Origin of the sequence: Streptomyces sp. NPDC048566 (genome assembly GCF_043199735.1) — a bacterium.
Lineage (GTDB): Bacteria > Actinomycetota > Actinomycetes > Streptomycetales > Streptomycetaceae > Streptomyces.
Window position 1 is genome coordinate 23,827 of sequence record NZ_JBICWL010000029.1, and the last position, 11,503, is coordinate 35,329.

At 73.4% G+C, this 11,503-nt stretch carries 7 protein-coding genes and 3 pseudogenes; 7 read left to right on the plus strand and 3 right to left on the minus strand.

Annotated features, from left to right (window positions below; genetic code table 11):
- Positions 1-6: 6 nt before the first annotated feature.
- From ACGFS9_RS28785 to ACGFS9_RS28805, 5 genes are all read left to right on the plus strand, one after another.
- Positions 7-978, plus strand: coding sequence for a carbohydrate ABC transporter permease (locus ACGFS9_RS28785; RefSeq protein ID WP_393257147.1), 972 nt, complete (start codon positions 7-9; stop codon positions 976-978).
- A complete protein-coding gene (locus tag ACGFS9_RS28790) occupies positions 975-1,850 on the plus strand; it encodes a carbohydrate ABC transporter permease (RefSeq protein ID WP_393257148.1) in 876 nt (291 codons plus the stop codon). The genes ACGFS9_RS28785 and ACGFS9_RS28790 overlap by 4 nt, the downstream gene beginning before the upstream one ends.
- A 39-nt stretch (positions 1,851-1,889) precedes the next feature.
- On the plus strand, positions 1,890-3,491 hold the full coding sequence (locus ACGFS9_RS28795) for a glycoside hydrolase family 13 protein (protein WP_393257149.1): 1,602 nt from the start codon (positions 1,890-1,892) through the stop codon (positions 3,489-3,491).
- A 394-nt stretch (positions 3,492-3,885) separates the two neighbouring features.
- The gene (locus tag ACGFS9_RS28800) at positions 3,886-5,937 is read left to right on the plus strand and encodes a phosphocholine-specific phospholipase C (protein ID WP_393257150.1); all 2,052 of its coding nucleotides are present in this window, start codon (positions 3,886-3,888) and stop codon (positions 5,935-5,937) included.
- A gap of 52 nt (positions 5,938-5,989) precedes the next feature.
- Positions 5,990-6,838 (plus strand): phospholipid scramblase-related protein, encoded by an 849-nt coding sequence (locus tag ACGFS9_RS28805; RefSeq protein WP_393257151.1) that lies wholly within the window; start codon positions 5,990-5,992, stop codon positions 6,836-6,838.
- A gap of 260 nt (positions 6,839-7,098) precedes the next feature.
- On the opposite strand, the gene ACGFS9_RS28810 is transcribed toward ACGFS9_RS28805, so the two are convergent.
- Together ACGFS9_RS28810 and ACGFS9_RS28815 are read right to left on the minus strand one after the other, a co-directional pair.
- Positions 7,099-8,064, minus strand: coding sequence for a DMT family transporter (locus tag ACGFS9_RS28810; RefSeq protein ID WP_393257152.1), 966 nt, complete (start codon positions 8,062-8,064; stop codon positions 7,099-7,101).
- The gene (locus tag ACGFS9_RS28815) at positions 8,061-8,978 is read right to left on the minus strand and encodes a phosphatase PAP2 family protein (RefSeq protein ID WP_393257153.1); all 918 of its coding nucleotides are present in this window, start codon (positions 8,976-8,978) and stop codon (positions 8,061-8,063) included. Before ACGFS9_RS28815 ends, ACGFS9_RS28810 begins: the two co-directional genes overlap by 4 nt.
- A gap of 245 nt (positions 8,979-9,223) precedes the next feature.
- Between ACGFS9_RS28815 and ACGFS9_RS28820 the strand changes: the two are divergent.
- A pseudogene (locus tag ACGFS9_RS28820) lies at positions 9,224-9,832 on the plus strand (TetR/AcrR family transcriptional regulator); the annotation flags it as partial.
- A gap of 833 nt (positions 9,833-10,665) precedes the next feature.
- Here the strand turns inward: ACGFS9_RS28820 and ACGFS9_RS28825 are convergent.
- Positions 10,666-10,785: pseudogene (locus ACGFS9_RS28825) on the minus strand (DUF2510 domain-containing protein); the annotation flags it as partial.
- A 376-nt stretch (positions 10,786-11,161) separates the two neighbouring features.
- Here ACGFS9_RS28825 and ACGFS9_RS28830 point away from each other — a divergent pair.
- Positions 11,162-11,402, plus strand: a pseudogene (locus ACGFS9_RS28830) (AAA family ATPase); the annotation flags it as partial.
- Positions 11,403-11,503 lie beyond the last annotated feature (101 nt).

The following is an 11,503-nucleotide window of genomic DNA, read 5'->3' on the forward strand; positions in this document are numbered from 1 at the left end:
CCCTTCATGAAGACCGCATCGAAGCCCCCCGCAGCGTTTCCTCCGGCCGCCGTCGGCGCGCCGGAGGCGCCGCGGTCGCCCGGCGGCCGGCCCGGGACCCCCTGGCGCCGGCGCCTGGCCGACCAGTCCCGTGCCTACGCCTTCCTGATCGGCGGCGTGCTCTGCTTCGCCCTGTTCTCCTGGTACCCGGCGATCCGCGCGGTCGTCATCGCGTTCCAGAAGTACACGCCCGGCAGCGGCGGCGCATGGGTCGGCACGGCCAACTTCACCCGGGTCTTCCACGACCCGGAGTTCACCGCGGCCTGGCGCAACACGCTCACCTTCACCCTCATCGCCCTGCTCATCGGGTTCGCCGTCCCCTTCGTGCTGGCGCTGGTGCTCAACGAACTGCGGCACGCCAAGGCGTTCTTCCGCGTGGTGGTCTACCTGCCGGTGATGATCCCGCCGGTGGTCAGCGCACTGCTGTGGAAGTGGTTCTACGACCCCGGAGCCGGCCTCGCCAACGAGACCCTGCGCCTGCTGCACCTGCCGACCTCGAACTGGTCCAACGGCGCCGACACCGCCCTGGTGTCCCTGGTCATCGTGGCCACCTGGGCCAACCTCGGCGGCACCGTCCTGATCTACCTCGCCGCCCTGCAGAGCATCCCCGGCGAACTGTACGAGGCGGCCGAACTCGACGGCGCGAGCCTGCTCCAGCGCATCCGGCACGTGACGATCCCGCAGACCCGCTTCATCATCCTCATGCTGATGCTGCTCCAGATCATCGCCACCATGCAGGTGTTCACGGAGCCCTTCGTCATCACCGGCGGCGGGCCCGAGAACCGGACCGTCACGGTGCTCTACCTGATCTACAAGTACGCCTTCCTCTACAACGACTTCGGAGGGGCCTGCGCACTGAGCGTCATGCTGCTCGTCCTGCTGAGCGCCTTCTCCGCGGTGTACCTGAGGCTGACCCGCTCGGAAGGGGACGACGCATGAGCACGCGCACCCTGGTCTCCCCGCTCACCCTCGCCCGGCCCCGCGGCAGGGCCCTCTACTGGACCGTCTTCTGCGGTGTCGTCCTGCTGTTCGCCCTGGCGTTCCTGTTCCCGGTCTACTGGATGGTGACCGGCGCCATGAAGTCGCCGGACGAGGTCACGCGCACCCCGCCGACCCTCGTGCCCGACTCCTGGCACCTGTCCGGCTACACCGACGCCTGGGACCTGATGGACCTGCCCACGCACCTGTGGAACACGGTCGTCCAGGCGGCCGGAGCCTGGTTCCTGCAACTGGTCTTCTGCACCGCGGCGGCGTACGCCCTGTCCAAACTGCGCCCGGCCTTCGGCAAGGTGATCCTCGGCGGCATCCTGGCGACGCTGATGGTCCCGGCGCAGGCCCTGGTCGTCCCCAAGTACCTGACGGTGGCCGACCTGCCGCTCATCCACACCAGCCTGCTGAACGACCCGCTCGGCATCTGGCTGCCGGCCGTCGCCAACGCGTTCAACCTCTATCTCCTCAAACGATTCTTCGACCAGATCCCGCGCGACGTGCTGGAGGCCGCCGAGATCGACGGCGCCGGAAAGCTGCGCACCCTGCGGTCGATCGTGCTGCCGATGTCCCGGCCCGTCCTCGGCGTCGTGTCCATCTTCGCCCTGGTGGCCGTCTGGCAGGACTTCCTCTGGCCGCTGATGGTCTTCTCCGACACCGACAAGCAGCCGATCAGCGTGGCACTCGTCCAGCTCTCGCAGAACATCCAACTGACCGTGCTGATCGCCGCGATGGTCATCGCGAGCATCCCCATGGTCGTGATGTTCCTGGTCTTCCAGCGGCACATCATCGCCGGGATCAGCGCGGGCAGCACCAAGGGCTGACGCCTGCACGCCTCCTCACCGAACGAAAGGCATCGCACCGTGGGACAGCCCCGCCCTGCCCGAAACCAGTCCGCGTGGTGGCGATCCGCCGTCATCTACCAGGTGTACGTCCGCAGTTTCGCCGACGGCGACGGCGACGGCACCGGCGACCTCGCGGGCGTCCGTGCCCGACTGCCCTATCTCGCCGAACTCGGCGTCGACGCACTGTGGTTCAACCCCTGGTACCGCTCGCCCATGGCGGACGGCGGCTACGACGTGGCCGACTACCGCTCCATCGACCCGGCCTTCGGGACCCTCGCCGAGGCGGAGAAGCTCATCGCCGAGGCCCGTGAACTGGGCATCCGCACCCTGGTCGACATCGTGCCCAACCACGTGTCCGACCAGCACCCCTGGTTCCGGGCCGCCCTGGCCGGCGGCCCGGAGCGCGAGCTGTTCCACTTCCGCCCCGGGCGGGGCGAGCACGGTGAACTCCCGCCCAACGACTGGCCCTCGCAGTTCGCCGGCTCCACCGAACCGGTGTGGACCCGGCTGCCCGACGGCGACTGGTACCTCCACCTCTTCACGCCCGAGCAGCCCGATCTCAACTGGGACCATCCGGCCGTGCGCCGGGAGCACGAGGAGATCCTGCGCTTCTGGTTCGAGCGGGGGGTGGCCGGTGTGCGCATCGACTCCGCCGCCCTGCTGGCCAAGGACCCCGCCCTGCCGGACTACGTCGAGGGCGTCGATCCCACCCCGTACGTCGACCGGGACGAACTCCACGACATCTACCGGTCGTGGCGCTCCGTGGCGGACGCCTACGACGGGGTCTTCGTCGGCGAGGTCTGGCTCCCCGACGCCGAGCGCTTCGCCCGCTACCTGCGCCCGGACGAGCTGCACACCGCCTTCAACTTCTCCTTCCTGTCCTGCCCCTGGGACGCGGCACGCCTGCGCGCCTCCATCGACGACACCCTCGCCGAGCACGCACCCGTCGGCGCGCCGGCGACCTGGGTGCTGTGCAACCACGACGTGACGCGCACCGTCACCCGCTACGGCCGCGACGAGACCGGCTTCGACTTCACCGCCAAGGAGTTCGGCACGCCCACCGACCTCGCCCTCGGCACCCGCAGGGCGCGCGCCGCCGCCCTGCTCTCGCTCGCCCTGCCCGGCTCCGTGTACGTCTACCAGGGCGAGGAGCTCGGCCTGCCCGAGGTCGAGCTGCCCCGGGAGAGCATCCAGGACCCGATGTACCTGCGCTCCGGCGGAACCGACCCCGGCCGCGACGGCTGCCGGGTCCCGCTGCCCTGGAACGCCGAGGAGCCGCACGCCGGTTTCGGCGGCGAACCGTGGCTCCCGCAGCCCGACGGGTGGCCCGCCTACGCGGCCGACCGGCAGGCCGGGGACCCCGACTCGATGCTGAGCCTGTACCGCAGGGCCCTCGCCGTCCGCCGGGCCGAACCCGGCCTCGGCGACGGCCCGCTCGACTGGCTGCCCGCACCCGACGGCGTCCTCGCGTTCGCGCGCGGCGGCGGCCCGATCTGCGTGGTCAACCTGGCCGGCGGACCGGTGGAACTCCCGGAGCACGCGGACCTCCTGCTCCAGAGCGGCCCGCTGGACGCCGACGGGTTCCTCCCGCCGGACACGGCGGTGTGGCTGCGCCCCTGAGGGCGCCGACGCGTGCCCTCGCCGCGGTGCCGGCAACCCGCCGCCCCCACCGCGGCGCCGGCGCACGGGCGCCGCTCCGCTCCAGCGGCCGGCACCCGGCACCCGGCACCCGGCGGGTCCCGCGGGCGGCCGGCCCGGGCGTCCGCCCGCGGGCCCGGGTACGTCTCGCCCCGGGCGCCGGTCCGGCCCGCCTCGGGGCCGGGTGCCACCGGGCGCCGGGACCGCGGCGACGGAAGCCCGCGCGCCCGCCGGCGGCCGTTCGTCTGGTGTACGGCCGAGTTTCACGCAGGAGCCACGGGGCCCTTCCCTGACGTTCGGTGCTCTTGGAACACTCCTTTCGCGCATGTTCCGTCACATCCGGCACCACTCGTCAGGACGAAGAGGTCACCCAGCCATGCCCCACGTGAATCGGCGCCGATTCCTCCAGCTCGCCGGCGGCACAGCGGCCTTCACCTCGCTGTCGAACAGCATCCAGCGCGCCGCGGCGCTGCCCGCCCGGCGGCGCTCCGGCACCATCGAGGACGTCGAGCACATCGTCGTCCTGATGCAGGAGAACCGTTCCTTCGACCACTACTTCGGGTCGATGCGGGGCGTCCGGGGCTTCGGGGACCCGCGGCCGGCGACCACGACCGGCTCCAAGCCGGTCTGGTACCAGTCGGACGGCACCAGGGACGTGCTCCCCTTCCGTCCCGACGCCGACGACCTCGGCCTCGCCTTCATCCAGGACCTCCCGCACGGCTGGAACGACGGACACGCCGCCTTCGGCCAGGGCAGGTACGACGGGTGGGTGCCGGCGAAGTCGGCCACGACCATGGCCCACCTGACGCGTGAGGACATCCCCTTCCACTACGCGCTCGCCGACTCCTTCACCGTCTGCGACGCCTACCACTGCTCCTTCATCGGCTCGACCGACCCCAACCGCTACTACCTGTGGACGGGGTACACGGGCAACGACGGCAAGGGCGGCGGACCGGTCCTCGGCAACGAGGAGGCCGGCTACCGCTGGACGACCTACCCCGAGCGCCTGGAGGCCGCGGGGGTCTCCTGGAAGATCTACCAGGACATCGGCGACGGCCTCGACGCGGACGGCTCCTGGGGCTGGATCTCCGACCCCTACCGCGGCAACTACGGGGACAACTCGCTGCTCTACTTCGACCAGTACCGCGACGCCCGGCCGGGCGACCCGCTCTACGACAAGGCGCGCACGGGCACCGACGCGAGCAGGGGAGAGGGCCTCTTCGACCGTTTGCGGGCCGACGTCCGGGGCGGGAACCTGCCGAAGGTCTCCTGGATCGTCGCCCCCGAGGCGTTCACCGAGCACCCCAACTGGCCCGCCAACTACGGCGCCTGGTACATCTCCCAGGTCCTCGACGCGCTCACCTCCGACCCCGGGGTGTGGGGCAGGACCGCGCTGTTCGTCACGTACGACGAGAACGACGGCTTCTTCGACCACCTGGTTCCGCCCTTCCCGCCGCGGTCCGCCGCGCAGGGCCTGTCCACCGTGGACGTCGGCCCCGACCTCTTCCCGGGCGACGCGAGCCACACCGCCGGGCCCTACGGGCTCGGCCAGCGGGTCCCGATGCTCGTCGTGTCGCCCTGGAGCAAGGGCGGCTACGTCTGCTCCGAGACGCTCGACCACACCTCGATCATCCGCTTCATGGAGGCGCGGTTCGGTGTCCGCGAGCCGAACATCTCGCCCTGGCGCCGCGCGATCACCGGTGACCTGACGGCCGCCTTCGACTTCGCGCACCAGGACACCGCCCCGGTCGCGCTGCCCGGAACCGAGGGGTACGAGCCGCCGGACCACGACCGCCACCCCGACTACGTGCCGACCCCGCCGGCGCATCCGGCGCTGCCCCGCCAGGAGCGCGGCTCGCGCCCGTCCCGCCCGCTCAAGTACGCCCCCTTCGTGGACGGTTCGGCCGACACGGCCGCCGGCAGGTTCACGCTGGCCTTCGGCTCCGGGGCGAAGGCGGGCGCCGCCTTCCTCGTCACGTCCCACAACCGCACCGACGGCCCCTGGACGTACACCACCGAGGCGGGCAAGACCATCGCGGACACCTGGAACTCCGCCTACTCGGGCGGCTCGTACGACCTGACCGTGCACGGACCGAACGGTTTCCTGCGCACCTTCCGGGGCGCCAACGCCGTCGCCGGTCCCGAGGTCACCGCCCGGCACGTCGGCGACGACGTGGAGCTCACGTTCACCAACACGGGCGCGACCGCCGTGGAGCTGCGGCTCACCTGCGGGTACGGCGGGCGGGACCGCACCGTCCGGGTGAAGGCCGGGGCGACCGTGCGGCGGACGGTGGACCTGCGGGCGAGCAGGCGCTGGTACGACCTGAGCGTCGCCGGTGCGCCGGACTCCGGCTTCCTGCGGCGATTCGCCGGACATGTCGAGAACGGCCGCCCGGGGGTCAGCGACCCGGGTCTCATCACGGTCTGACGTCCGTCCGGCCGCCCGTCGACATCCGGCCACGCCACGGTAGTGTGCCCCGGTGACCACGCATTCGAACACTCCTGCAGGTTGGTACCCGGATCCGAACGGAACGCCCCGGACGGCGCGTTACTGGGACGGTTCGCAGTGGACCGACCACACGAACGCGGACCAGCAGGCCCCGTCCGCACAGCAGGTTCCGCAGCAGCCCCAGGCGCCGTCCGTCCCCCCGTCCGCACCGGGGCCCGACCCCCGTGTGCAGCGGCAGGTGCAGCAGCAGGCCGGTGTCGCCGCGGGCGGCGCCGGCGGCGGCACCCTGTTCACCGAGCCGGTCCTGGTGGTGAACCAGAAGGCCAAGCTGATCGAGCTGACCAACGAGTACAAGGTCATGGACCAGCAGGGCACCCTGATCGGTTCGGTGGTCCAGGTCGGTCAGAGCGCGCTCCGCAAGGTCCTGCGCTTCGTCTCCAGCCTCGACCAGTACCTGACGCACAAGCTGGAGATCCGCGACGCCCACGGCCGGCCGCAGCTGCTCCTCACCCGCCCCGCGAAGTTCATCAAGTCGCGGGTGATCGTGACGCGTCCGGACGGCTCGCCGGTGGGTGAGATCGTCCAGCAGAACATGATCGGCAAGATCAACTTCGCGATCAACGCGAACGGGCAGCAGATCGGCGCGATCAAGGCCGAGAACTGGCGGGCCTGGAACTTCGCGATCGTCGACCACGCGGACAACGAGGTGGCCCGGATCACGAAGACCTGGGAGGGGCTCGCCAAGACGATGTTCACCACCGCGGACAACTACGTCCTGCAGATCCACTTCCAGCTCCCCGAGCCGCTGCTGAGCCTCGTCGTCGCGACGGCGCTCACCGTCGACACGGCGCTGAAGCAGGACGCGCGCGGGCTGGGCTGATCGGGCGGGCCTCACGGCTCCGACGCGCGTACGGGCGGTCGCGGAACTCTCCGCGACCGCCCGTACGCGTCCTCGGGGTGGTTCCGCGGCCGGGCCGCGTCCCGCCCGGCGGCCCCGGACCCCTGCGGGGCGGGGCGCGTTCCGGACCGGGCCGGTGGCCCGTCCCCGCGGAACCGGTACCCGGTGGCCCGGCCGCCCGGAACGGACGCCCGGGGGGCTTGGTGGCCGTGCCGGGCGGCGGTCCGCGGCGACCGCCGCCCCTACAGGGACGTGAGGTGTCCCGGCTGCCGGGGCAGCGGGGTGGGCTCCCACGCGGCCGCGGCCGGCTCCAGGGCCAGCACGGCCGCGACCGGGTGGTCCCGGTCCGGGTCCGCCGGACCGTCCGCGGGGCTCGGGCCGTGCGCGGCCGGCTCCCGTGCCGCCCGGGACAGGGTCACCACGCCCCATCCGGCGGCCGACGCGCCCGCGAGGGCGAGCAGGATGCCCGCCGCCCCGCCCTGGAGGCGTTCGCCGAGCAGGGACAGGCCGATCGCGGCGGCGGCCACCGGGTTGGCGAGCGTCACGACGGCCAGCGGGGCTCCGAGGCCGCCCCGGTAGGCGGTCTGCGACAGCAGCAGTCCGCCCGCCGCGAAGAGGGCCACCAGCAGCGCCGCCACGATCACCCGGGCGCTCAGCAGCGAGTCCGAGCGGTCCGTCGCGGCCACCGTCACGGTCTGCGTGAGGGCGGAGGCGACACCCGAGGCGAAGCCGGAGGCCGTCGCGTGCCGGAGACCGGGGCGCGCCCCGCGGGACAGGGCGCCGACGACCACCGCCGCCGTCCCGGCGACCGCCACCGCCTGCGGCAGGCTCAGGACGTCGTCGGGCGCCGGCCCCGAGGCGGTGACCAGGAGAGCCGCGAGGCCGATCAGGGTGAGCGCGGTGCCGCGCCACTCCACCCTGCCGACCCTGCGGCCGGCCACCCGCGCGCCCAGCGGGACGGCGGCGACGAGGGTGAGCGCGCCGAGCGGCTGGACCAGCGTGAGCGTTCCGTAGGTGAGGGCGGCGACGTGCAGCAGGGCGGCCGCGGCGTTCAGCACCACCGACCACCACCAGGCGCCGTCGGCCAGCAGGCGCAGGGTGCCCGCTCCGGACGAGCGGGCGGCGAGCCGCTCCTGGGCGACGGCCGCGGCGGCGTACGCGACGGCGGACACCAGGGACAGACCGATGGCGGCGAGGGTCGGGTTCATCGGCCCGCTCCGACGAGCTCGGGCCGGTCCTGTGCCGGGACGCGGACCGGCGCTCGCCCCCCGCCCCGGGGCGCGGGCGGCGCGGCCGGCCGCGGACGGGGCGGAGCGTGGACCACCGCGAGCGCGATGCCGAGCAGGGCCGCCGCGACGGCCGAGTCCAGCCAGTAGTGGTTCGCGGTGCCCACGATCACCACCAGGGTCGCCAGCGGATGCAGCAGCCACAGCGCGCGCCAGCGCGACCGGGTGGCGGCGATCAGCCCGATCGCGATCATCAGGGCCCAGCCGAAGTGCAGCGACGGCATGGCCGCGAACTGGTTCGCCAGCGTGTCCGTCGCCGGGTGCGCCCCGTACACCGAGGGGCCGTACACCCGCCCGGTGTCGACCAGGCCGGACTCCGCGAGCAGTCGCGGCGGGGCGAGCGGGAAGACGAGGTGCCCGGCCAGGGCGGCGGCGGTGACCAGGGCGAGGACCCGGCGCGCCCACACGTAGTGCGCGGGGCGGCGCAGGTAGAGCCACACCAGGAACGCCGCGGTGGCCGGGAAGTGCACGGCCGCGTAGTAGGTGTTCGCGAGGTGCACGAGGGTGCCGCCGTGCAGCAGCGCGTCCTGCACGGCCCCCTCGCCCGGGAGGTGCAGCGCGCGCTCCGCGTCCCACACCCGGTGCGCGTTGCCGAACGCCTCACCGGTGTGGCCGGTGGCGAGCCCGCGGCCGAGCTTGTAGACGGCGAAGAGACCGGCGACGAGCAGCAGCTCGCGGACGAGCGGCGGTCGCGCCGGCGTACTGCCGCCCCGGCGGGGCGCGGGGCGGCGCGCCCGCCACCGCCTCGGCCCGGTGGCTTCGGGTGGCTCGGGCTCCGGCGCCGACTCGGACGCGGAGGCGGACACGGAATCTGCAGGCTCGGTTCGGGAATCCATCCCCCGGCCCCCTTGCTGGCGATCGTGCGTGGGGTGGTGCGCGGTGAGCCCGGGACAGGCCCCATACGGCGCGCGGTGCGCGGGATGGGGCCTGTCCACGACTCATCGATACGACAGTGTACCGATACGACACTGTACCGATACGCCACTGTACCGATACGGACTCGTACCGGTACAGTGACGTATCGATTAGAGTGGTCGCAGCACGCCACCGACACGCGCCGGATGCAGCGAGGAGAAGCGCCATGACGTCGCAGGCCGCGGACGGACCGGAGACGGTCGCCGCCTCGCGCCGCTCCAAACTCACGCCCGAGCGTGAGCAGGAGTTCTACGACGCCGTGCTCGAACAGATCCGTGAATGCGGCTATGAGGCGCTCACCATGGAGGGCGTCGCCGCCAGCACCCGGTGCAGCAAGTCCACGCTCTACCGCCAGTGGAAGACCAAGCCCCAGTTCGTGGCCGCCGCGCTGCGCAACAACCGCTGCCCGCGGTTCACCGGCATCGACACCGGCACCCTCGCCGGCGACCTGCGCGAGGCCGCGCGCGCCGCGGGCGAATGGGCGGGCCGGGACAGCACCCAGCTGCTCCAGGGCCTCGGCAACGCCGTGATGCAGGACAAGGAGCTCCAGCGGGCCCTGCGGGACGCGCTCGTCGAACCCGAGGTCGCCGGCCTGCGGCAGATGCTCGCCCGCGGCGTCGAGCGCGGCGAGATCGCCGCCGACCATCCGGCACTGGACTTCGTGCCCGCGCAGATGCTCGGGGTCCTGCGGGTGCGCCCGCTGCTGGAGGGGCAGTACGCGGACGAGGCGTATCTCACCCGCTTCGTGGAGGCCGTCGTGCTGCCGGCCCTCGGCGCGGCCTTGATGCCCTTCGTGATCGTGTCGATCGCCTTCAGCCCGGGGGACCGGGCGCCGACGTCGACACCGAACCGGACCACGACGAGCGAGGAGGAGGCGGGGGAAGGGAAGACCAGCGATTCCACGTAGCCGTCGGCGCCCTTGCTCGTCACGACCTTCCAGCGCACCATGTAGCCCTTCCGGCCGGCCACCGTGACCGCCTTCGAGGCGAGCTCCTCGTGCGAGGTGATCGAGCCGTACCCCTTGCCGTAGGACTCCGCGGCGTTCTTGGAGATGTCCTGCTCGGCCGCCGCTCTCGGGGTCTTCGCCGTCAGCCCCTGGAGCTTGGCGGGGGCCGAATAGGCGCCCCCGCGCTGGCACTTCTGCGCCGTGTCGCCGGGACACGCGTAGGTGTCCTTCGTGGACACCGCGGCCGTGGCCGGGCCGTCCCGGCCGGTCCAGCCGTCCGGCACCGGGATGCTGATGCCGTTGTACAGGTCGGTGGCGTAGCCGGCCTCCGTCCGCGGCCGGCCCGACTCCCCGGGCGCGGGGGGCTGCTCGCCCGGGCCCCCGGAACCGCCCCGGCCCCGGGAGCCGCCGTCGCCGCCGGAACCGCCCTGCCCCTCCGGGCCGCTCCGCCCGCCCTGGCCGCCGGGAGTCCTGGAGGCCGAGCCGCCGGCCCCGCCGTCGTCCGCGGTCAGGGCGTAGACGCCGCCGCCGATGGCTGCGAGGACGGCGACGGCCGCCGCGACGGCTATGCCCGTGCGCAGGCCGCGCCGCCGGGGCGCCGGCCCGGCCTGCGGGTACGGCCCGAAGCCCGGCGGATGGGTCGGAGGGCCCCACGCGCCGGCCTGCCCGGCGGGGCGCACCTGGTCCGTCCACGCCTCACCGTCCCACCAGCGCTCGGCGGCGGGAGCGTCACTTGTCTGCCCGGGGTCGGGATACCAGCCGGGGGGAGTCACCTGCGTCATGGCCCCACCGTATGAGCCCCGGGTGAAAGCCTGATGAGAGGGTTCCGGTGAACGCCGGCGCCCCCCCCGGAACCCGGCCGGCCGGACGGTGAGCCGTCGCCCCGGCGCGCCGGAGGCTCCCGGGGCGTGCGGCCGGTGGAAGCCACCGGCCGGAGCCGTCCGGGCGCGGCGGGCCGGCGGAGCGGAAGTCCTCGCCGACTCCCCGGGGTTGACGGCCGCGGAGCCGAACCGGCCTGTCGGGGCCCCGCCGCGTCGCCCCTCATACAACGCCGTAACTCGTCCCGGCAACTGCTGACGGGTCCCGCCTCCACCGCGCCTCCCGGGGGGCTAGGCTCGTTCCCTGTACGTCGTTTGGGCGACCCGGGGAGGTAGCGGCATGACGGAGGTACGGCCCGGAGCGGTCGCCTCGGCCTCCCTGTGGGAGCGCGACGAGCAGGTCGCCACCCTCGAAGCGGCCGTCACCGCCCTGCGCGCGGACTCCGCGACCGCGGGCGGCCTGTTCGTCCTCAGCGGCGACGCGGGGCTCGGCAAGACCGCCCTGCTCGCCGAGGCGCGCCGGATCGCGGAACGCGCCGGCTGCTCGGTGTGGTCGGCGCGCGGCGGCGAGACCGTCACGTCCGTCCCCCTTCAACGTCGTACGCCAGTTGCTGCAGCCGGCTCTTGTCTCGCTGCTGCCCGAGGAGGCGCGCGAGTACCTCGGCGACTGGTACGACATCGC

Bases quoted from the DNA above. Each gene is read 5' to 3' on its own strand.
- ACGFS9_RS28785 (WP_393257147.1), top strand. From the start codon at position 7: ATGAAGACCGCATCGAAGCCCCCCGCAGCGTTTCCTCCGGCCGCCGTC.
- ACGFS9_RS28790 (WP_393257148.1), top strand. From the start codon at position 975: ATGAGCACGCGCACCCTGGTCTCCCCGCTCACCCTCGCCCGGCCCCGC.
- ACGFS9_RS28800 (WP_393257150.1), top strand. From the start codon at position 3,886: ATGCCCCACGTGAATCGGCGCCGATTCCTCCAGCTCGCCGGCGGCACA.
- ACGFS9_RS28815 (WP_393257153.1), bottom strand. From the start codon at position 8,978: ATGGATTCCCGAACCGAGCCTGCAGATTCCGTGTCCGCCTCCGCGTCC.
- ACGFS9_RS28810 (WP_393257152.1), bottom strand. From the start codon at position 8,064: ATGAACCCGACCCTCGCCGCCATCGGTCTGTCCCTGGTGTCCGCCGTC.